The organism is Grimontia sp. THUN1695 (genome assembly GCF_059704325.2).
Genome location: NZ_AP046577.1, coordinates 2,299,501 through 2,320,912, shown reverse-complemented (window position 1 = coordinate 2,320,912; position 21,412 = coordinate 2,299,501). Strand labels below are relative to the sequence as shown.

The window sequence follows — 21,412 nt, the reverse complement described above, 5'->3', positions numbered from 1 at the left end:
GAAAAAGGAGGTGTTACCCTCCTTTTCTAGCGTTATTGGACCAAAGAATCCAATAAAAGCGTGACTAAGTAGATTTCTTTGCTGCTTTTTTCGTCGCTTTCTTGGCTTTACCTTTTGCGACTTTGTTAGGGCGCTTTTTCTTTTTCTTCTTAAACTCTGGCTTTTTATGTTTAGGTTTCAGACCATCAATAAAGCGTTCTTTCACGTCTTCTTTCATGTAGCGGCAAATACGATCCATCATCGGTTGATCGTGTGCTTCTACCAGTGAAATCGCATTCCCCTTTTTACCGGCGCGGGCAGTGCGGCCAATACGGTGGAGATAGACGTCTGCCTTGCGGGGCAGATCAAAGTTGATCACGTGGTCGATGTCCGGCACGTCGATGCCACGTGCTGCTACGTCTGTGGCCAGTAACACGTTGATTTCACCTCGGGTGAAACGTTCAATCGCGTAAGTACGTTTTGCCTGTGGCATTTCTCCTTGCAACCAGGCGCATTTAATTTTTTCTGCGGTCAGGTACTCGCGCAGTGCCGCCAGACGCTCTCGGGTTTTCACGAAAATAATGGCGCGTTTTGCCTGTTCGGTCAGGATAGACTTCAGTAGGACATTTTTATGGGCCATGTCATCACAGCGGTAATACCACTGGGTGATTTTTTTACGCTCGCGGCGTGGTGGCTCCGCTTCCACTTCGACAGCATCGGTGAGCAGGGTCTTTTTGAAGCCTTCAATGCCACGACCTTCCAGCGTTGCTGAGAACAACATGCTTTGCTTACGCCAACGACATTCGCTGGAGAGGCGATCAACGGCTGGGCCAAACCCCATGTCCAGCATCCGGTCGGCTTCATCCAGTACCAGGCTTTCAATCGCGCGGCAGTCAAAACGCTCCGCTTCCACGTACTCCATCAGGCGGCCCGGGGTAGCCACCACGATGTCCTGGGTTTTCCCCAGGATTTCTGCGTGCTCCTGATAGGAGATACCGCCGGTGATGGTGATGATTTTCAAACCGGTGTATTTCGCCAGTGCGCGAGCCTGATCTGCTATCTGCATAGCCAGCTCGCGGGTTGGTGTCAGGATCAGGGCGCGTGCAGGACCCGGTTTCTGGCGGGGGAAGTCGATAAGGTGTTGCAGCAGTGGCAACACAAAGGCTGCTGTTTTACCTGTTCCCGTCGGCGCGGACGCCAGAATATCACGGCCATCCATACCATGAGGGATCACGCCAGCCTGGATCGCTGTTGGTCGCTCGAAGCCCATGTCATCCAGCGCTTGTAGCAGTTGAGGATCCAGTTCCAGTTCAGCAAAAGTTCGCACGCGTTGTCTCTCCACTCAAAGTTAGGGGGCGAATTATAGAGACTAATTCAGGTACGATCATCACATCTTGAGGTAAAAATCTTTGGTGAGCGCAATAAACGCATCGGTATACCCTGTCATCCCTTGAATCACCAGTGTTTTCTCTTCAACGTCAGCAGGACGGTTTTTTGATAGCGAGATCAGAAGGCGACTAACCGGTTTGCGCTCTGTCGGCTTGACCTGTACTTTCCGACAGCAAAACAGTTGGTGTGTTTGTGCCTTGGTGATCAGGCTTTCCCCTTCAACTGAAGGTAAGATCAAATGCGCTTCTCCATGGAGGGAAAGTCGCGCTTTTATCACGTTTAATAAGGTGTCGTGAGACAGGGTGTTGGTGTGACGAGCCTTTGCACGGCGTGCATCGTTGGCTTGCTCACCCGTCGTAAAATAGGGGGGATTACAAACAATGGTGTCAAACTGCGCGCTGCTTTCCCATGTACAAATGTCTTGATGATAGACATCAATGCGGTCATGCCAAGCGGACTGTTCTGCATTGAAACGGGCGGTCTCTGCCGCATGAGCATCAATGTCCAGTGCTGTAATCCTGGCGGTTGGAAACCGCTGTGCCATCATCAGGGCCAGCAATCCGGTACCGGTACCGATATCCAAAATGGTATGCCCATCTTTCGCCTCAGCCCACGCGCCAAGCAGCACACCATCTGTGCTGACAGGCATACCACAGCCCTGGTCTTCCACAGTAAAGTGTTTGAATCTAAAACCTTTCCCCACGATACCTCCAAGTGTCGTTTTCGCTGTTATTGTTGACAATTGCTCAATAAATGGATGGCTGTGTTGCATCAATGTTAACAACAAGTGAGTGGTGAATCTTCCTCATATGTTGTTTTTTGTTTTAATTGTGGTTTTAAATTCTGATTTTTAGTTTTAAATTGAATTTATAATCTATTTCTATTTGCACTATTGTCTACGTAGTGAAACTTCGTCATTATTCTGCTTAATCGGAAATGCACAGTAAAAACAACTAAAAGGCTAACCGATTGATTACATATTAATAAGCAAACACACATAGGTAATACGAAGTGAAAGAAAGTTTAAAGGTTAGCGATATACTCGCGCTAGGGTTTATGACCTTTGCATTTTTCCTCGGGGCCGGAAATATCATCTTTCCACCTCTGGCGGGCTTTCTGGCGGGAGAGCACACTTTTTCTGCGATGCTGGGCTTTTTGATCACTGCCGTTGGGCTTCCCCTGATTGGCATTGTTGCTGTTGCCCTTGCGGGCGGTGGCTGGAAAGGCCTGACAAAGGATTTACCCACATCGGTCGCTACCCTGATGGCAGTGCTGATTTTCATTATTATCGGCCCGGCATTTGCTGCACCCCGTGCAGGGCTGGTGGCGTATGAAATGGGCTTTAAGCCATTTTTTGATGCGCCCGGCCAGTTTGAATTGTCGCTATTCTCGGTAGTGTTTTTTGCCATTGCGATGTTCTTTTCGCTGTCTCAGGGCAAGCTCATTGACACCATCGGTAAACTGCTGACGCCTGCGCTGTTTGCCGCTCTGGTCGTACTGGCGATTGCTGTTGTGGTTAATCCACAGGGGGAGATCACTGCGGCGCAAGGTGCGTATGTTGGGCAAGCCTTTACCACAGGTTTTCTTGAAGGTTACAACACCATGGATACCTTTGCGGCGCTGATGTTTGGTATGCTGATTGTGGATGTGATCCGCAAAAAAGGGATCACCCACCAGGCAAAAACCTGCCAATACCTGATTTATGCTGGCATTATTGCGGCGGCAGGTCTGGCATTTGTGTATGTGTCGCTCTTCTACCTCGGGGCAACGGCAACGAGTGTTGCAGCAGGGGCGACAAATGGCGGCGCTATCTTGTCGGCTTATGTGCTGTCACTGTTTGGTCCAGCTGGCCAGATCATCCTGTCAACCATCATTGTGTTGGCGTGTCTGACCACGGTAATCGGTCTGGTATCTGCGTGTGCGGATTACTTCAGCACTCTGACTAAAATCACTTATCGTCAATGGGTAGTGATTCTGTCCATTGCTTGTGCAGTAGTGGCGAATGTGGGCTTGACCCAACTTATCGCGATCTCTGTTCCTGTACTATTTGCGCTGTATCCGGTGGCAATTGCGCTGATAGCATTAACGTTTGTTCGTCGCTTTTTGCCAAATCCACAACTGTCTTATCGTGTGGTGCTGGCGGTGTCTCTGGTATTTGCGCTACTGGATGCGGCAAAAGTGGCCGGTTTGGATGTGTCTGCGCTCGATGCTTTGCCGCTGTTTAATTACGGTATGGCATGGTTGCTGCCAACCGTCATTGCATTGTTTGTGGTGAGTTTTGCGGGGAAGCGTAAAAGCGAGACGGCGCACGCGTAAGTGAACGAAGATTAAAAAACCACCGGAAACGGTGGTTTTTTCTGTCTGGCGTTAAGTTAAAGAGTTTCCTGATATTCCAACAGTACCTTTTCACACCAGGCGGCAATACGCTTATCACTCAGTTCGTACTGGCTGTCTTCATCCAGTGCCAGACCCACAAAGTATTTTCCATCGTCGGTCAGTGCTTTTGAGGCTTCAAAGGTGTAGCCTTCATTTGGCCAATAGCCGATAAACTTCACGCCTGTTGGCAAAAGCGCATCATGCAGTAACCCCATGGCATCGAGATACCATTCGGCGTAGCCTTCCTGATCGCCAAGACCGAACAGCGCCACCACTTTTCCCTCCAGTTTGAGGCCGTTAAGCTGCGACCATACGGCTTCCCAATCCTCCTGTAATTCGCCAAAATCCCAGGTGGAGATCCCCAGCAACAGCAAGTCGTACTGGTTCATTTTTTCGACCGGCGTTTCTTTGATGTTATGAATATCCACCAGATCTTCACCCATAATGTCGCGGATTTTCTCAGCCGCCATTTCGGTATAACAGGTGGTGGAGCCGTAAAATAAACCTATTTTCATGTACTTTTCCTGCTGTCATGTCGCAATACTTAACCCAAGCTAGCAACGTATACCGTTGTGGCCAGGGCTTGAATTCTACCTCTCGTTGTGGCCTATCTCTACCCTCGGAAATCGCGGGGAGCTGGCGCTTTTTGCTGCAGTTGCTTTGTGCGGTGAGGGTAAACCTTGCATTCAGGCGAGGCTGAGGTAGTTTGGGAGCAGCAACAATCCATGTTAAGTGAGTAAATCGTGCAACAAAATACAGCATTGGTGGAACAGTTTCTGGATGCAATGTGGATGGAGAGGGGGTTATCTGAGAATACCCTGGCATCGTACCGCAACGATCTGACCAAGCTTTGCCTGTGGCTGGATAAAGATGGCGAGCTTTTGGTTACGGTGGCCTGTTATAAACTTCAGGATTACCAGCATTGGCTGTTCGACCAGAAGTATAAGCAAAGCAGCCGTGCCCGCATGCTTTCGGCCATGCGTCGCCTTTTCCAGTATTTGTACCGTGAAAAGCTGCGTGAAGATGATCCCACGGCGACGCTCATCAGTCCTAAACTGCCTAAGCGTTTGCCGAAAGACTTATCTGAAGCGCAGGTCGAAGCATTGCTGGATGCGCCCAATGTGGAAGATGTGATTGAGCTACGGGACAAAGCCATGCTGGAGCTGTTGTATGCCACAGGCCTGCGAGTTACGGAACTTATCAGTCTGACCACTGAAAATGTCAGTTTGCGTCAGGGGGTGGTGCGGGTGATTGGTAAGGGTGGCAAAGAGCGACTGGTGCCAATGGGAGAAGCCGCCATTGAATGGCTGGAGCATTATATGGCTCACAGTCGGCCGGCCTTGCTTGGGGAGCAAAGCTCGGATGTGTTCTTTCCGAGTCGCCGTGCTCGTATGATGACCCGGCAGACCTTCTGGCACCGCATTAAATTCTATGCAGCACTGGCAGGGATTGACGGTGAGATGTTGTCCCCCCACGTGTTGCGACACGCCTTCGCGACACACTTGCTAAACCATGGTGCCGATTTGCGTGTGGTACAGATGCTGCTGGGGCACAGTGACTTGTCGACCACACAAATTTATACCCATGTCGCGACGGAGCGATTAAAACAGTTGCATCAGGAGCACCATCCTCGGGCATAATGCAACCGAACGGACATTTTTAATGTGCTCGGGATTTTTTCTCTTTTTGACCGGTCTGAGTGTGTGACAATTTGTCCGCAACCCATTTTCAGGATTAGAACACTATGAATTTTAAACAACTGATGGCGCGTATCTTGATGGCCTCAGCCATGTTGTCATTCGGCGCCCAGGCCTCTGAAGATGCTGACAAAGCTTCCATTGCTGGCGTGCTGGCAAAATATCGCCTGAACATTGAAACTATTGAAAAAGCGCCCATTGATGGCTTGTATGAAGTGGTCACCAACGGTGGTGTGGTGTATTCAAATAAAGACGGTTCATACATTGTTATCTATGGCCAGCTGTTCCATACGACACCCACAGAATCGATTAACTTGACCAAAATCGCCCTGGCGAAACGCAATAAAAAACTGTTTGATGAGGCAGGCGTTGAAAAAGAGTTGATTGTCTATCCGGCGAAAGATGAAAAGTTTGTGGTGAATGTGTTCACCGATACCACCTGCGGTTTTTGCATGAAACTGCACAGTGAAATGCAGGACTATAACGATTTAGGGATCACTGTGCGTTATCTGGCATTTCCGCGCTCCGGTGAGCGTTCGCCAAACATTGGTCAGATGAGCGCAATTTGGTGTGCTGATGACAAGGCTGATGCCATGAATAAAGCAAAAACGGGTGAGTTTAGCCAAGAAGATAACGCGTGTAAGGATATTATTCGTCGTCATATGGCGCTTGGTAACGCGATGGGGGTGAATGGCACGCCGGCTATTATGCTGCAAGATGGCACCTTGTTACCCGGCTACATGCCAGCACCACAACTGCTTCAAATACTGATGCAAAAACAGCAGGGTTAATCTCTGCTACGATAGGATTCATGGGCGCTGGCGAAAGCTGGCGCCTTTTGCATTCGGCAAAAACAGGACGTGGGCTTTCCCTTTACCGGCCAGCCGCTACAATACAGCGTCAATCCGCATTCATTATCCAGGTAGCGAAGCTGCCGGACACAGGTTCATTCCATGATTGAGATTAAACGTCGCCATGCAGTACAGGGCGCTGTATTCCCTGCTTCTATTCCGCCGCTTCTTCAGCGTATTTACGCCAACCGCGGGATCACCAGTGAAAGAGAGCTGGAGCGAAGCGCGCGTGGTCTGCTCAATTACAGTGAACTGCACGGTATTGAACGTGCAGTGGCGCTGTTGGCATCAGCAATGGCTGACGGGCGACGCATTATTGTTGTCGGTGACTTTGATGCTGATGGCGCAACCAGCTCGGCGCTTTCTGTGACCGCGTTTCGTATGATGGGCTGTACCAATGTGGATTACCTGGTGCCAAACCGTTTCGATGATGGCTACGGCCTGAGTCCGGATGTGGTCGAGCAGGCCGCCGCAAAAGGCGCAGAGCTGATCATGACGGTGGACAATGGCGTGTCATCGATTGAAGGGGTTGCAGCGGCCAAAGCGCGGGGCATTCAGGTGGTGGTTACCGATCATCACTTGCCGGGCGAGGTGCTACCGGATGCCGATGCCATGGTAAACCCCAATCTCAATGAATGCGGTTTTCCCTCGAAATCGCTGGCTGGTGTCGGTGTGGCGTTTTACCTCATGCTGGCCTTGCGCGCCCACCTTCGCGACAGCGGCTGGTTTGCCAGTCGCGGTATTCCTGAACCCAACCTTGCGGAGTTGCTCGATTTGGTGGCGCTGGGCACCGTAGCCGATGTGGTGTCGCTGGATACCAATAACCGCATTCTGGTACATCAGGGATTAATGCGTATCCGGGCAGGTAAATGCCGTCCGGGCATTCAGGCGCTGATTGAAGTGGCTAACCGCAACATGGCAACACTGGTGGCCAATGATTTTGGTTTCGCCCTTGGGCCGCGTATCAATGCGGCTGGGCGTCTGGATGATATGTCTTTCGGTATCGAATTGCTGCTTTGCCAGAACCTGCAGGCAGCACGCCAGATGGCAAGCGAGCTGGATGCCCTGAACCAGAGCCGTAAGGAAATCGAGCAGGGCATGAAAGAAGAGGCGATGGCGATTTGTGAACGCCTCCAGTTCGGTGAAGGCAGCAGCCTGCCATGCGGCCTTTCCCTGTTCCAGCGTGAATGGCACCAGGGGGTGATTGGTATTCTGGCCTCACGGATTAAAGATAAATTCCACCGTCCGGTGATTGCGTTTGCCGATGGCGGTGAGGGCATGATCAAAGGCTCTGCCCGCTCCATTCCGGGACTGCATATGCGTGATACCCTGGATTTGATTGATACCCAGAACCCGGGGCTGATTAAGAAATTTGGCGGTCACGCCATGGCGGCGGGACTGACCATTGCCGAAGCCGACTTTACGCGTTTCTCCAAGCTGTTTGATGAGGCGGTCAGAAACACCATCAGCGAAGAGGAGCTGAAAGGCGTGCTGCTGTCAGACGGGGAGTTGCTTTCCAATGAAATTACGCTAGACGTTGCTGAAATGCTGCGCTCGGGTGGCCCATGGGGACAAGGGTTCCCGGAACCTCTGTTTGATGGCAAATTCAAGTTGCTGCACCAGAAGCTGGTGGGCGGTAAGCACCTGAAAATGATGCTGGAACCTGTCATGGGCGGCCAAATGGTCGATGCCATTGCCTTTAACATTGACCTGCGCCGCTGGCCGGATCCTTCAGTGCAAATGGTAGAGATTGCCTATCATCTTGATATCAATGAATTCCGGGGCAACCGGACAGTTCAGCTGATGGTTGAACATATGGCGGCGGTTTAGGGAAGGAAGAGCAGCCCTAGGAGGAGCAAGAGCTTTAGGTTCAGCCAAACAGTTCAAATACTGTAGGACCTAGGACCTTGAGCCTTTTCTCTCACTTTTATCCCAAAATTTCCCCTTTGATCCTCATCACACTCTGTATATTCCGTCCGCAATTCTGTAGAATTCGGCGGTCAAAACCCATTCCGAACATAAAAAGTGACCCATGTTTGAAATCAATCCGATCAAAAACCGCCTAGCGGACATTGCCGAGCGTGCCAATGTCCTTAGGGGGTATCTTTGACTATGACGCCAAGAAAGAGCGTCTAGAAGAAGTCAATGCCGAACTTGAACAACCTGACGTGTGGAACGATCCTGAACGTGCACAGGCACTGGGACGTGAGCGCGCATCGCTGGAAGCAGTGGTAGAAACCATCGACCAGTTGGCTCAGGGCGGCGAATACATCACCGAATTGCTGGAACTGGCCGTAGAAGAAAGCGATCAGGAGACTTTCGACGAGATCGAACCTGAACTGAACGATTTGGAAGACAAACTGGCGAAGCTGGAATTCCGTCGCATGTTCTCGGGTGATCACGATGCCTCTGACTGCTACATCGATTTGCAGGCAGGCTCTGGCGGTACGGAAGCGCAGGACTGGACATCTATGATGCTGCGTATGTACCTGCGCTGGGCGGATGCGAAAGGCTTCAAGACTGAAGTGATCGAAGTGTCTGAAGGTGATGTGGCTGGATTGAAATCTGCAACTGTCCGCATCAGCGGCGAATATGCTTACGGCTGGCTGCGCACCGAAACCGGCGTCCACCGTCTGGTCCGTAAATCGCCGTTTGATTCTGGCGGTCGTCGTCACACCTCCTTTGCTTCTGCGTTTATCTACCCGGAAGTGGACGAGAACATTGATATCGATATTAACCCGGCGGATTTGCGTATTGACGTATACCGTGCATCCGGCGCGGGTGGTCAGCACGTAAACACCACTGAATCTGCGGTACGTATTACTCACATACCCACCAATACCGTGGTGCAGTGTCAGAATGACCGCAGCCAGCACAAGAACAAAGATCAGGCGATGAAGCAGCTTCGCGCAAAACTGTTTGAACTGGAGCTGCAAAAGCAGAATGCAGAGAAGCAGGCGAACGAAGCCGCCAAGTCTGATATCGGTTGGGGCAGCCAGATCCGTTCTTATGTTCTGGATGACTCACGCATTAAAGATCTGCGTACCGGTGTTGAAAACCGTAACACCCAAGCGGTGCTTGACGGTGATCTCGACAAGTTTATTGAAGCCAGCCTGAAATCTGGTTTGTAATTTTTCACGTTTAATCAAAGGTTCACTTATGACTGACCAGTTACAAGACGAAAACAAGCTGATCGCGGAGCGTCGTGCAAAACTGAACCATATTCGTCAACGCTGTAAAGCAAACGGCCACCCGAACGATTTTCGCCGTGAGCACAAAGCGGCTGATCTTCAGGCTGAGTTTGGCGACAAGAGCAAAGAAGAGCTGGAAGCACTGGATCATAAAGTCAGCATTGCTGGCCGTATCATGGCAAAACGTGGCCCATTCCTTGCGCTGCAAGACGTGAGTGGCCGCATTCAGGCTTATGCATCAAAAGATGTACAAAAAGTGCTGAAAGAACAGTACCAGGGTCTGGATATCGGTGACATCATCGGGGTCAAAGGCGCGCTGCACAAATCAGGCAAAGGTGACCTGTATGTCAATATGGAAGAGTACCAGCTACTGACCAAAGCACTGCGTCCACTGCCAGAAAAATTCCATGGCCTGACCGATCAAGAGCTGCGCTACCGTCAGCGTTACGTTGATCTTATCGTGAATGAAGATTCTCGCAATACGTTCAAAGTGCGATCCAAGTTGATCTCTGCTATCCGCCGCTACATGGAGTCTAAAGACTTCATGGAAGTAGAAACGCCAATGATGCAGGTGATCCCTGGTGGTGCGGCGGCACGCCCATTCATTACCCACCATAACGCGCTGGATCAGCAAATGTTCCTGCGTATTGCGCCAGAGCTGTATCTGAAACGTCTGGTGGTAGGCGGTTTTGAGCGCGTGTTTGAGATCAACCGTAACTTCCGCAATGAAGGTCTGTCTCCGCGTCACAACCCGGAATTCACCATGATTGAGTTCTATATGGCGTACGCGGATTACAACGACCTGATTGATCTGACCGAAGACATGCTGCGTACTGTGGCACTGGAAGTGCTGGGCCAGACGTCAATGCCTTACGGTGAGCATACAGTGGATTTTGGTGGTAAGTATGCGCGCATGACCATGCTGGAGGCCATCAAGCATTACAATCCTGATCATGCCGATATTCAGGCGTTGACGGAAGAAGATGTGCAGGATCGCGATAAGCTGGTGGCTATCGCGGAGTCGCTGAAAATCTACGTTGAGAAATTCTGGACCTGTGGCCAGCTATTAGAAGAAATCTTCGGTGAAACTGCAGAACCGAAACTGATCCAGCCAACCTTCATCACGGGCTACCCGGCAGATGTCTCGCCGCTGGCACGCCGTAGCGATGACAACCCGTTCTTTACTGACCGCTTTGAGTTCTTCATTGGTGGCCGTGAAGTGGCAAACGGCTTCTCGGAGTTGAACGATGCGGAAGATCAGGATGCACGCTTTAAAGCGCAGGTAGACGCGAAAGATGCGGGTGACGATGAAGCAATGTTCTACGATGCAGACTACATCACTGCACTGGAGCACGGCCTGCCACCGACCGCGGGGCAGGGTATTGGTATCGATCGTCTGACAATGTTGTTCACCAACACCCACACGATTCGTGACGTGATCCTGTTCCCGGCAATGCGTCCACAAAACCAGAAGAAAGACTGAGTTGACTGGTTTTTAAACGAGCCTGAGAGGTTTCTGATAGATAAAAACACTGGATATGTCCGGTGTTTTTTTATGTTTGCTATCTATCTCGAAATCGTTTGCTCAATGTCACAACTTTTGCGACATAAAGCACGTTTTTGTTCCCGTTTTTACCCTGAGCGAAGATGATGCTCGTGACATCACTTGCTGCCTTTAACGGAAGATGACCATGTTGAAAAAAACATTTTTTTCTGCCGGTGTTGCCTTGGCAACGCTGGCCTCCCCTGCAGCGTTTGCCGCTGAGACTGCTGATTTGCTGATCAAAGATGCGATTGTGTTGACCATGAATGCTGACAAGACCGTTTACCCAAACGGTGTTGTTGCGGTGAAGGGCAACAAGATTGTTGCTGTAGGCGATGAAACGCTTGCCCAAAAATATCAAGCAAAGACGGTTCTGGATGTCGACGGTGATATTGTGATGCCAGGCCTGATTAACTCGCACACTCATGCATCTATGACCGTCTTTCGCTCTTTAGGTGATGACGTGCCGGATCGCCTGCACCGTTATATTTTCCCGCTGGAAAAGAAGCTGGTAAGCCGTGATATGGTGCGTATCGGTGCACAATTGGCGAATGTTGAAATGTTAAAAGGCGGTGTAACGACGTATGCGGATATGTATTATTTCGAAGATGAAGTCGCAAAGACCGTGGATAAGATTGGTATGCGTGCCGTATTGGGAGAGACGGTGATTAAATTCCCGGTGGCTGATGCGGCAAACGCCGAAGAGGGGATACAGTACGCGCTGAATTTTATTGACGCATATAAAGATCATCCGCGTATTACCCCAGCGTTTGCACCACATGCCCCATATACCAATACCACGGAAGTATTGCAGAAAATCACTCAGCTTTCGCTGGAGCACGATGTACCGGTAATGACGCACCTTGCGGAATCTGACCGTGAAAACGAGGTAATTGCAGAACGCAGTGGTGGCAAGTCTCCTGTGGCTTACATGGCAGAGATTGGTGCGTTGACCCCTAACCTTGTGGGTGCACACGTGATTAATGTCGATGAAAACGACATTGCGTTACTTAAACGCAATGATGTAGGTATCGCACATAACATGAGTGCAAACATCAAATCTGCCAAAGGTGTGTCTCCGGCACTTAAGATGTTTGACGAGGGGCTGCGCATTGGTCTTGGCACCGATGGCCCAATGTCGGGTAATACGTTAAGTACGATTGATGAGTTTAACCAGGTGGCGAAAGTGCATAAACTGGTGAATAAGGATCGTGCCGCTATGCCACCTGTGAAAGTCATTGAAATGGCAACCATAGGGGCTGCGCGTGCGTTGCATATGGAAGATAAGATTGGCTCATTGGATGTGGGCAAACTGGCGGACATCATCGTTATTGATACCAAAGCGCCCAATATGGTACCGATATATAATCCCTATTCAGCACTGGTGTATTCTGCGTATGCATCGAATGTTAAACACGCTATTGTAGATGGCCGCCTCCTGATGCAGGAACGAGACATCCTGACCGTAGATGAGGATGCCATCCGTGATGAAGCGTTGCAGTTTGCAGACAAAGTGCGTCAAACTGTGTTAGCCAGTGGTGAAGAGATACGTTGACTTTCCGTCACAACTTGCCTTAATCCAAAGACCGCGTCTTAACAGGACGCGGTTTTTCTTTTACCTGCATTGTGATGACTTCAAGAAAACGGATCATAGTCTATGATCTAAGAAAAATTAGAGAGAACTTAATTTTCTCAATAATAAGATATGCTCGAAGTGTTAGCCATTTTGAATTTTTTTTTTAGGCAATTTAAGGCGATCTATCCTATTAATATTAATAATGATTCTGTTAATTGGTTGATGTTTTTATTGTCAGTAAACCAAACAGCAAAAGTGTCTGATATGGGAATGATGCTGAGTTGAGAGCTACTTTGTATCTGTATTGAGACAAACCTGCTTGTCTTACTAAATATAATGATACTCACAACATTTTGAACACATGTCGTTAATGGATGACTTAAGGCAGGCATTATGGGTATGCAATTCAGATCTGAGGCAGTTCCAAGCTCTCTTGTTGTAGTGGGTGGGACCTATGAACCATGGTTGGCTACGTTGGAACAGGCTGGCTGGCGTTGTCACCGTTGCTATGACCTTAGGGCAGCACAATCCCTTCTTCAGGACATCGGTCCTTGTATCGGTATCGTGGACATCAGTCATGATGATTTCAGCCTTAACGGTGTCGCATCACTGGTTAATCGAAATAAGCAGGTACGCTGGTTGGCGCTGATCCGTGAAGATCAACTCAATAACGATGCCATTTGTCAGTTCATTGTGAGCTTCTGTATCGACTACTTCACTTCGCCAATTCCTGACAGCCAGTTGATGAGTACCATTGGACACCAGTTGGGTATGTTGAAACTTGAGCGTCATGTGTGGCCACAACTGGGCGATCATAGCGACATGGGCCTGCTGGGCAAAACGTCGGTGATGAAGAAGCTGCGCGATCAGGTCCGTCGTGTTGCACCGACAGATGTGTCCGTGCTTATCAACGGTGAAAGCGGTACCGGTAAAGAGCTGGTCGGTATGGCAATTCACAATGCGTCTACCCGCGCTAAAGGACCGTTTGTTTCCGTAAAATGCAGTGCACTGCCAGAAAGGCTTATCCAGAACGAGCTGTTTGGTGATGGTGACACAGAAGGTAAAGTGCAGCAGGCGCATCAGGGGACGCTGTTTTTGGACGAAATTGGCGATTTGCCATTGAATCTGCAGGCAAATCTCTTGCACTTGTTGCAAGATGGCACAGTCGAAACCCACGATGACAAATACTCGAAAGAAATCGATGTACGTGTGATTGCAGCGACACACATGGATCTGGAAAAAGCAGTATCAGAAGGCCAGTTTCGTGAAGATCTGTTCTACCGGTTGAATGTACTGCGTATTTCTGTACCGTCACTGAAAGAGCGCAGTGCTGACATTCCAGAGCTGGCTGAACACTTCCTGCTGAAGTTTGCACGCCAGTACAACACACAGGCCCGCACTTTCTCTGAGGAAGCAAACAAGATCCTGACCAACTACAGCTGGCCGGGTAATGTGCGTGAGCTGATTAACCAGGTAAAACGTGCCGTGCTTCTGGCGGATAATCTGGTGATTGAGGCAGAACATCTGGATTTGCCTCGTCAGGGGGATTACAAACAAAGCCTGCGTAAGATCCGTGAAGAATCAGAGCGTGATGCGTTGCTGGCAGTTCTTGAGAGCAACAACGGTCAGGTATCTGCTGCAGCGAAGGAGCTCGGAGTTTCCCGTGCCACTATGTACCGTTTGCTGAACAAGCACAGTTTGATCCCGGCGCCGCGCAGTTTTCGATAATACTCGCTAAGTTAGATAAAAACCGCCTGCACACTCAGGCGGTTTTTTGGTTTAGGGCTTATTCAGTTGCCAGTTTCCCTTCGGAGACAGGAAACAGTTTGTCGTATGCCAGATTATAGATATAGGCATAAACAAGATAGAAAACCACCATGCCGATATCCATCAGAAACGCTTGCCACAAACTGATGTTCAGCCACCAGGCTATCGCGGGTAGTGTCACCCACAGCAAACCAAGCTCAAACAGCACGGCATGGCTTTTGTTTTTTCTCGGTAGTACCGGTCAACTTCACCATGGCTTTGTCAAACCACAGGTTATAGATATAGTTCCAGCCCGTTGCGATGACAGAAAACGCAAGTCCCAGTACACCAGTGTGTGCAGCATCAAAACCAAACAGCGACAAAATGCCCACGATAAGAATTAGACCAATCACTTCAAAAGCGATAGCGTGTCGAATTCGGTCAGCAACAGATCTCATGGTGTATTTCTCTCAATCAACAGCGACATGATAACGAAAAATGGTGATTCTAGCCTTCATCATCGTGATGGTGGTATGAGATATGTGGATTGACCTGCCGATAATCAAGGAGTCAGAAAAAAGAAAGTCGGATTACCAACTAAAAGCAATATGTCCTTCAAAATAGGCAAAAAATAACCAGAAAACGATGAAAAATCGCACATACTGTTGGATTAAGCATATGACACTGAATTTGTGGCTATATCAAATAATACGTTGATATATTGATCCAGATTATTAGTGTTAACAATGACTTTGCAAGTGCGGAGCCCTCCGCAGGTTAACGTAGACAAGGAGACAAAAGATGACACATCAACTGTTTACATCCGTCATGACGATTGTCTCCGATCTGTGCGCAGATGTGCGAAAACCTGTACAGTAATCCGCCCCCTTTAGCAATGGGCCGCAGATATGACTGCGGCTCTGAGCGACACACTCCCTATCGATCTCTCACCTGCACTCTATCCAAGGCCTCCTGATACTCACAAGGAGTCCATCATGAACCAATCTGTTTACCTGCGCCTGGCTCTGTTTTTTGTCCGTATAGATATCAAACGTGAAGAAACTGCCTGGAGAAAAGCTCATCGTCGTATCCGCTACGCGGGTAAGCCGATGTCAGAACACCTGATGCGGGATATTGGCTTTGAAAAAGACGTTTTTTCTATCGGCCACACTGTTGCTCCTCAATTCAAGGCACAACGCGAAGTGGCCCGAATGCGCAGAAAACTCAGGATGAACCTCACGACGTAATGCTACTGGGAGCCATTTTTTGATGGCTCCCGGTGCATTGTGCAGACGAGGGGTAAAAAAGAAAAGCGTCGTTTGGCGCTTTTGCTTTGTTTATGAACGGTGGGCGTTATGGGCAGGGATTGGAATACCTTGCTCCAATCTCTTCAATGCGAATCAACAGCTCTTCTGGTAGCTCTACATGAATCGAGTCAATGTTGTTTTTGAGTTGCGTCAACGTGGTCGCACCAATGATGTTACTGGCCACAAACGGACGGGTGTTCACGTAGGCCAGTGCCATTTGGGCAGGATCGATGGAAAATTCGTTTGCTAAATCGACATAGGCCTGAGTGGCTGCCTGTCCTTGTTCAGTAAAGTAGCGGGCAAAGCGCTCCCAACGGGTGCAACGTGCACCTTCTGGTCTTGCGCCATTAAGGTACTTGCCAGACAACGCGCCAAATGCGAGAGGGGAGTATGCCAAAAGCTCGACCCCTTCCTGATGGCTGATCTCTGACAGGCCCACTTCAAAGCTGCGGTTGAGAAGGTTGTACGGGTTTTGGATCGAAACAATGCGCGGCAGGCTGTGCTTTTCTGCCAGACGGAGGTAACTCATTACCCCCCAAGGGGTCTCGTTCGACACACCGATATAACGGATTTTTCCTTCGCGGACCAACTCTGCCAGTGCATCTAAGGTATCAAGCAAGGTGACACCAGAGTTCTCCTCCTGGTGCTGGTAATTGAGCTTGCCGAAACTGTTGACGTGGCGTTGCGGCCAGTGTACTTGATATAAATCTATATAGTCTGTTTGTAACCGGGTCAGGCTATCGTTTATTGCTTGTCGGATATTGCGGCGATCCAGTGACATGTTTTCACGGAGATAGGGGACGCCACGGGGACCGGCAACTTTGGTGGCGATGATCACTTTTTCCCGCTTGCCGGATTTGCTGAGCCAGTTTCCAATGTATTGCTCGGTTAACCCTTGCGTCTCTGGTGTTGGTGGCACTGCATACATTTCGGCGGTATCAATGAAATTCACGCCATGATCAAGGGCGACGTCAAGTTGCTGGTGGGCATCGGCTTCTGTGTTCTGTTGACCAAATGTCATCGTGCCCAAGCAAATCTTGCTGACTTCAAGGCTGGTATGGGGAAGAGTGTGGTATTGCATCCTTTCTCCTTGGCTGCATCTCAGAATAGCTTCAATAAGATGTGCGGGGGTTTATTTTCCATCTTAGGATTTTTTCAGATCGGCACAAGGGAAAATTGCTGCAGAGCGGGGTAACCAGGAAGGCATTGAAATGTTGCCGCTGAAATTCGTGGACGCGATCAGAAATATCAATTTTAAACCTCCCACGTACTGCTGACACCTTATACTGAGGTTAACATTTGATTAACGAAATGGGTGGCAGATGAAATTAAAGCAATTGAAGAGCTGGATCCAGGCTCATCCCGATAATGTGCCCCATTGCTATGTGATTGCGCATGCCGGTGGTGCGCAATATGTTGTTGAAGTCGACGTCAAGCAAAAGTTGGAGCCACTCAAAGAAGACCACACGGATGAAGTGATGCACTTTGACAGTCTGGATCAGGTATCAGAAAAATTGCGTAAAATTGGCGTGAAACAGGCCACGTTACGACTGATGGATCCTTACGACGAGTTTGGCCCTGCAGAGGCTTCCTGCAAAGAAGACATGGACATCACCCTTTAAGAGGTTGTGCCGTCTGGTAACATAAAGTGACGGGCAAGGATCTTGCCGGTAAACTGGGGGCGTAGGTAAAAGCCGCGGGGGAGAGTTTTGATCGGCTGCCCATTCGCACCATAGGCTTCGGTTTTCGCTTTGCTGTTGGCGGCTTTGGGACGAAGCTGCAGGTATTCTCCATGTTTAGCGTTTATCTCGTGCACTTTCCCCAGCACGATAAACTCCATCAACTCTTCCCAATCCGCTTTCAGTTGCGCTTCTTCTTCAGCAGAAGGTTGCCACAGAAGGGGCATACCGATGTGACGTTCACTAACTGGGATTTCCCGCTCTCCTTCTACCGGGATCCACAGTACTTTCGACAGTTTGTTGCGGATATGGCTTTTTTCCCATGTCAGGCCATGAACGCCGGTAAGGGGAGCGACACAAACAAAGGTGGTTTCCAGTGGTTTACCGGTATGGCTGACGGGAATTGACTTCAGCTCGATCCCTAATTCTTGAAAATCCTGTTCAGGTTTACTGCCTGCCACGGCGCCCAGACACGTTTCCAATAACATACCGACCCACCCTTTTTCCCGACGGAGATCTGTCGGGCATTCGAGGCCATGTTGTGCAGCCAGCTCTCCCAGGGTAAATCCGGCAAGGGCGTAGGCGCGTTCAAGTAGTTCAGGCTCTGAGGTTGGGGCTGGGATCATAAGTTATCTTCATGGTTTGTCGCTAAGAGTGAACGCTATCAGCCAAACTATTTTGGATCCAGCCATTTTACAGGATGAGATGAGTTATCCACAATGATCATTCTGGATAGGGTATAAAAATAGATCATGGATGCTTGTACAGTGGTTACTCTTACAAAAATAGGCGGTTTATGGATCGTTGCGGTTGTAAAATGCACAAGTCGTGTGAGTAACTTTGTTTTTGATGGATCTTTGACCACTTTAAGATCGTTCTCTTTTCCAGTACAACTGCCTCATATTCTTATTACACTGACTTGGTTTATCTTATTGATATAAAAGAAATAATTAAGGAGATGGGACATGGGGAAATAATATAAAGAACGAAGGAGACGCAAGTTTTATCCAGTTAATCGTCTGTTCTGCACAAATCTATCCACAGAAAGCGTGAATAAATGTGCGCCTAGTCTCACTTGACTGTTTATAACTCTGGGTCGGGAATGGAATTATCCCTAAAGGCGGTTGAAGTCCCCAAAAAATGCGATTCATACACAATGTTTGTTTACCACTGTGCACATAGTGTGAAAAAATCACTGGTAATAGAGATTTATATTTGAGGTCGTCCAGTGATAGATGACGATGGCTACCGTCCCAATGTCGGGATAGTAATTTGTAACAGCCACGGTCAGGTTCTCTGGGCTCGTCGATACGGACAACATTCCTGGCAATTTCCTCAAGGTGGCATTGATGACGGTGAAACACCTGAACAAGCCATGTACCGTGAGCTTTATGAGGAAGTCGGGCTCACGAAGAAAGACGTCAGAATTCTGGCAACCAGCCGACACTGGTTGCGCTATAAACTGCCTAAACGTCTGGTGCGCTGGGAGTCCAAGCCAGTGTGTATCGGCCAAAAGCAGAAATGGTTTTTGCTGAAACTGGAATGTGACGAGTCAAAGGTGAACATGTTACGCGGGGGAACGCCGGAATTTGATGGTTGGCGATGGGTCAGCTACTGGTACCCTGTTAGGCAGGTGGTGTCGTTTAAACGCGAAGTTTACCGACGCGCAATGAAAGAGTTTGCGCCAATGGCTATGCCGTTTCGTGAACGAAAAACGAAGCGTAAAAGTAAACGGGGTTCAGCGAAAAATTAGAGGGATACGTTGGGGACGCGAATGCTGACGAAACTTAAGGATATCGTTAACCATGTTGCGTCGTCCACCGACGTCAAGCAGGCACTCAATACGTTGGTGCGTGAAACCTGTTCTGCCATGGAGACAGAGTGCTGCTCCGTCTATATCGCAGACCATGAGCGTAAACAATATGATTTAATGGCGACGCAAGGGCTGAATGCCCGGGCCCGTCGTGTTTCACTCTCTTTCAATGAAGGTTTGGTCGGTCTTGTTGGCCGTCGCGCCGAACCCATAAACCTTGCCCAAGCCAGTACTCATAGCGATTTCAAACATTTTCCGGATATTGGAGAAGACATTTTTCACGCCTTTCTGGGCACCCCTATTATTTACCGCCGCCAGGTACTTGGTGTTTTAGTGGTGCAGCAGCGCGATTCGCGCCAGTTTGATGAAAGTGAAGAGTCTTTCCTGGTGACGCTGGCGGCGCAGCTAGCGGTTGTGTTTGCCCATGCCAAAGCGCAGGGAGTTTGGCCGAATAACACCCAAGGTACGCTGCTTTTGGAAGGGGCAGCAGCATCTCCTGGCATAGCGATTGCCAAAGCCTGGTGCGATGTCTCTCAACCCAGTCTGGATCTAGTGTTTCCTGCCTCTTGTCTGGATATTCAAACAGAACGAGACCGTCTAGAGGGGGCGATCAGTGGCGCTATCACTGAATTTCGCCGTCTCAGAAAACGTTTTGACAGCGAACTTAATCAAGATACGTTGGCGATCTTCGACCTTTTTATCCACCTGCTAAACGATCCTATGCTGCGCAAGGCGATGAACGAGCATATCCAGGATGGTGATTTGGCAGAATGGGCCGTGAAGCAGACCATTGATGCATTTGTTGGGCGCTTCCAGAATATGTCGGATCCTTACCTTCGCGAGCGTGCGAATGACATCAACGAATTGGGTCAACGCCTGCTTTACTTTCTTGAAAACCAAGAAATAAAGCAGTGGAACATTGAGGAGCCAATCATTCTCTTTGCTCGGGAGCTGACGGCTGTGATGTTGGCTGCTATTCCCCGCGACTGTCTTGCTGGCGTTGTGGCGGAAGAAGGGGCCGTGAATGCGCATGCGGCGATTCTTGCCCGAGCTTTGGGCATTCCAGCGGTGATGGGGGTCGAGTTCAGTGCGCAACTGGTTCATCGAAAGCCGATTGTGCTGGATGGCTTTAAAGGCCAGTTGTTGGTTGATCCGACACCACAAGTCCTGAAAGAATACGAACGCTTGCGTGATGAAGAGCTTGAGTTGCAACAAGAGGTGGAAAATGCGTTCACCAGGCAAACAGCGACAGCTGATGGTGTGAGGGTGGAAGTGCACCTGAATGCAGGGTTGAGTGCTGATACCAGTATCGCCATTAACCGTGGTGTTGATGGGGTAGGTCTTTATCGCACAGAGGTCCCTTTCTTGATGCAACGTAGCTTCCCGTCGGAAGACGATCAGGTTAACCAATACAGCGCTATTCTCGATTGTTACCCCAATCAACCGGTAGTGATGCGAACCCTGGATATTGGGGGGGACAAACCATTGCCTTACTTGAAAATTGAGGAGGACAATCCGTTTTTAGGCTGGCGGGGGATCCGTTTCACTTTGGATCATCCTGATATCTTCCTGATACAGGTGCGTGCAATGCTGCGGGCAAGTGTGGGCCGGAACAACCTTGCTATTTTACTGCCGATGATTTCAGGCCTGTCTGAGTTGCTTGAAGCCAAAGCCTTAGTGGACAGGGCTTTTTCTGAAGTTATGGATATTTCCTGTATGCAGGGAGAAACACTGAAAAAACCGCGACTCGGCATCATGGTGGAGGTACCATCGGTGCTGTATCAATTGGATGCTATCGCTCCGCATATTGATTTTCTCTCTGTCGGTACCAACGACCTGACACAGTATTTACTGGCTGTAGACAGGAACAATGCCCGTGTTGCAGACGTCTATGACACATTCCACCCATCCGTGTTGGCGGTATTAAAGCATATCCTTGATACCAGCAAGCGCTTGAAACTTCCAGTGAGCGTCTGTGGAGAGTTTGCCGGTGACCCGATTGGAGCAGTATTGTTGGTAGGCATGGGTTATCGTCACCTTAGTATGAACACCCGGAGCGTGGCAAAAATCAAATATGTACTTCGCCATATTCCCTGCACGGCACTGGTAAAACACCACACAGCTGTTCAGCAACTGTCATTGGCGCGGGATATCAGGAACACGTCTGAAGCCTTTTTGGAGCAATACAAGCTTGGTGGTCTGATCCGGGTAGGAAAATAATTTGGGCTTCACAGACCCTCGTGGTTAAGTCAATGATTAACCAGT

The 21,412-nt window shown here is 49.4% G+C and carries 17 protein-coding genes and 1 pseudogene; 12 read left to right on the top strand and 6 right to left on the bottom strand.

Features of this window, described 5'->3' with window-relative positions; all coding sequences use genetic code 11:
* Window positions 1-64: 64 nt before the first annotated feature.
* Both srmB and AC6IB1_RS14100 read right to left on the bottom strand, forming a co-directional pair.
* On the bottom strand, window positions 65-1,306 hold the full coding sequence (srmB, locus tag AC6IB1_RS14105) for an ATP-dependent RNA helicase SrmB (RefSeq protein WP_497567182.1): 1,242 nt from the start codon (window positions 1,304-1,306) through the stop codon (window positions 65-67).
* Window positions 1,307-1,366: 60 nt separating this feature from the next.
* Complete coding sequence (locus tag AC6IB1_RS14100; RefSeq protein WP_497567181.1) at window positions 1,367-2,071, bottom strand: tRNA1(Val) (adenine(37)-N6)-methyltransferase; 705 nt, start codon at window positions 2,069-2,071, stop codon at window positions 1,367-1,369.
* A 308-nt stretch (window positions 2,072-2,379) separates the two neighbouring features.
* Between AC6IB1_RS14100 and brnQ the strand changes: the two genes are divergently transcribed.
* Window positions 2,380-3,684 (top strand): branched-chain amino acid transport system II carrier protein, encoded by a 1,305-nt coding sequence (gene brnQ, locus AC6IB1_RS14095; protein ID WP_497567180.1) that lies wholly within the window; start codon window positions 2,380-2,382, stop codon window positions 3,682-3,684.
* A 56-nt stretch (window positions 3,685-3,740) separates the two neighbouring features.
* Here the strand turns inward: brnQ and fldB are convergent, their stop codons facing one another.
* The gene (gene fldB / locus AC6IB1_RS14090) at window positions 3,741-4,259 is read right to left on the bottom strand and encodes a flavodoxin FldB (protein WP_497567179.1); all 519 of its coding nucleotides are present in this window, start codon (window positions 4,257-4,259) and stop codon (window positions 3,741-3,743) included.
* 228 nt (window positions 4,260-4,487) lie between these two features.
* Between fldB and xerD the strand changes: the two genes are divergently transcribed.
* The 7 genes from xerD to AC6IB1_RS14055 all read left to right on the top strand — a co-directional run bounded on the left by xerD (window position 4,488) and on the right by AC6IB1_RS14055 (window position 14,330).
* Window positions 4,488-5,384, top strand: coding sequence for a site-specific tyrosine recombinase XerD (gene xerD, locus AC6IB1_RS14085; RefSeq protein ID WP_497567178.1), 897 nt, complete (start codon window positions 4,488-4,490; stop codon window positions 5,382-5,384).
* Window positions 5,385-5,488: 104 nt separating this feature from the next.
* Window positions 5,489-6,232: a bifunctional protein-disulfide isomerase/oxidoreductase DsbC gene (dsbC, locus tag AC6IB1_RS14080; protein ID WP_497567177.1), complete on the top strand. Its 744-nt coding sequence runs from the start codon at window positions 5,489-5,491 to the stop codon at window positions 6,230-6,232.
* Window positions 6,233-6,394: 162 nt separating this feature from the next.
* Window positions 6,395-8,122 (top strand): single-stranded-DNA-specific exonuclease RecJ, encoded by a 1,728-nt coding sequence (recJ, locus tag AC6IB1_RS14075; protein WP_497567176.1) that lies wholly within the window; start codon window positions 6,395-6,397, stop codon window positions 8,120-8,122.
* Between the two features lie 202 nt (window positions 8,123-8,324).
* Window positions 8,325-9,423 (top strand): peptide chain release factor 2 gene (gene prfB, locus AC6IB1_RS14070; protein WP_497567175.1). Its coding sequence is split into 2 segments (ribosomal slippage): window positions 8,325-8,399 and window positions 8,401-9,423, totalling 1,098 coding nucleotides; the frame shifts between segments, so codons are not numbered across the junction.
* A gap of 28 nt (window positions 9,424-9,451) precedes the next feature.
* Window positions 9,452-10,966: a lysine--tRNA ligase gene (lysS, locus tag AC6IB1_RS14065; protein ID WP_497567174.1), complete on the top strand. Its 1,515-nt coding sequence runs from the start codon at window positions 9,452-9,454 to the stop codon at window positions 10,964-10,966.
* A 208-nt stretch (window positions 10,967-11,174) separates the two neighbouring features.
* The gene (locus AC6IB1_RS14060; RefSeq protein ID WP_497567173.1) at window positions 11,175-12,581 is read left to right on the top strand and encodes an amidohydrolase; all 1,407 of its coding nucleotides are present in this window, start codon (window positions 11,175-11,177) and stop codon (window positions 12,579-12,581) included.
* A 414-nt stretch (window positions 12,582-12,995) separates the two neighbouring features.
* Complete coding sequence (locus AC6IB1_RS14055) at window positions 12,996-14,330, top strand: VpsR-related response regulator (RefSeq protein ID WP_497567172.1); 1,335 nt, start codon at window positions 12,996-12,998, stop codon at window positions 14,328-14,330.
* 58 nt (window positions 14,331-14,388) lie between these two features.
* Here the strand turns inward: AC6IB1_RS14055 and AC6IB1_RS14050 are convergent.
* Window positions 14,389-14,806: pseudogene (locus AC6IB1_RS14050) on the bottom strand (PACE efflux transporter).
* Window positions 14,807-15,343: 537 nt separating this feature from the next.
* On the opposite strand from AC6IB1_RS14050, the gene AC6IB1_RS14045 reads away from it, so the two are divergent.
* Window positions 15,344-15,595: a hypothetical protein gene (locus tag AC6IB1_RS14045; protein ID WP_497567171.1), complete on the top strand. Its 252-nt coding sequence runs from the start codon at window positions 15,344-15,346 to the stop codon at window positions 15,593-15,595.
* 106 nt (window positions 15,596-15,701) lie between these two features.
* Here the strand turns inward: AC6IB1_RS14045 and AC6IB1_RS14040 are convergent, their stop codons facing one another.
* A complete protein-coding gene (locus AC6IB1_RS14040) occupies window positions 15,702-16,736 on the bottom strand; it encodes an NADP(H)-dependent aldo-keto reductase (protein WP_497567170.1) in 1,035 nt (344 codons plus the stop codon).
* Between the two features lie 241 nt (window positions 16,737-16,977).
* Between AC6IB1_RS14040 and AC6IB1_RS14035 the strand changes: the two genes are divergently transcribed.
* The gene (locus tag AC6IB1_RS14035) at window positions 16,978-17,277 is read left to right on the top strand and encodes a DUF6482 family protein (protein ID WP_005503901.1); all 300 of its coding nucleotides are present in this window, start codon (window positions 16,978-16,980) and stop codon (window positions 17,275-17,277) included.
* Here AC6IB1_RS14035 and mutH read toward each other — a convergent pair.
* Entirely contained in the window at window positions 17,274-17,960 is a 687-nt protein-coding gene (mutH, locus tag AC6IB1_RS14030; protein ID WP_497567169.1) for a DNA mismatch repair endonuclease MutH, read from the bottom strand. The two genes, AC6IB1_RS14035 and mutH, sit on opposite strands and share 4 nt — an antisense overlap.
* A 602-nt stretch (window positions 17,961-18,562) precedes the next feature.
* On the opposite strand from mutH, the gene rppH reads away from it, so the two are divergent.
* Together rppH and ptsP are read left to right on the top strand one after the other, a co-directional pair.
* Complete coding sequence (gene rppH / locus AC6IB1_RS14025) at window positions 18,563-19,087, top strand: RNA pyrophosphohydrolase (RefSeq protein ID WP_005503899.1); 525 nt, start codon at window positions 18,563-18,565, stop codon at window positions 19,085-19,087.
* 21 nt (window positions 19,088-19,108) lie between these two features.
* Complete coding sequence (gene ptsP, locus AC6IB1_RS14020) at window positions 19,109-21,367, top strand: phosphoenolpyruvate--protein phosphotransferase (protein ID WP_497567168.1); 2,259 nt, start codon at window positions 19,109-19,111, stop codon at window positions 21,365-21,367.
* Window positions 21,368-21,412: the final 45 nt, after the last annotated feature.

Coding starts and splice junctions, on each gene's coding strand:
- dsbC (WP_497567177.1), top strand. CDS start 5,489: ATGAATTTTAAACAACTGATGGCGCGTATCTTGATGGCCTCAGCCATG.
- AC6IB1_RS14045 (WP_497567171.1), top strand. CDS start 15,344: ATGAACCAATCTGTTTACCTGCGCCTGGCTCTGTTTTTTGTCCGTATA.
- ptsP (WP_497567168.1), top strand. CDS start 19,109: ATGCTGACGAAACTTAAGGATATCGTTAACCATGTTGCGTCGTCCACC.
- AC6IB1_RS14060 (WP_497567173.1), top strand. CDS start 11,175: ATGTTGAAAAAAACATTTTTTTCTGCCGGTGTTGCCTTGGCAACGCTG.
- AC6IB1_RS14035 (WP_005503901.1), top strand. CDS start 16,978: ATGAAATTAAAGCAATTGAAGAGCTGGATCCAGGCTCATCCCGATAAT.
- AC6IB1_RS14055 (WP_497567172.1), top strand. CDS start 12,996: ATGGGTATGCAATTCAGATCTGAGGCAGTTCCAAGCTCTCTTGTTGTA.
- mutH (WP_497567169.1), bottom strand. CDS start 17,960: ATGATCCCAGCCCCAACCTCAGAGCCTGAACTACTTGAACGCGCCTAC.
- fldB (WP_497567179.1), bottom strand. CDS start 4,259: ATGAAAATAGGTTTATTTTACGGCTCCACCACCTGTTATACCGAAATG.
- AC6IB1_RS14040 (WP_497567170.1), bottom strand. CDS start 16,736: ATGCAATACCACACTCTTCCCCATACCAGCCTTGAAGTCAGCAAGATT.
- lysS (WP_497567174.1), top strand. CDS start 9,452: ATGACTGACCAGTTACAAGACGAAAACAAGCTGATCGCGGAGCGTCGT.
- recJ (WP_497567176.1), top strand. CDS start 6,395: ATGATTGAGATTAAACGTCGCCATGCAGTACAGGGCGCTGTATTCCCT.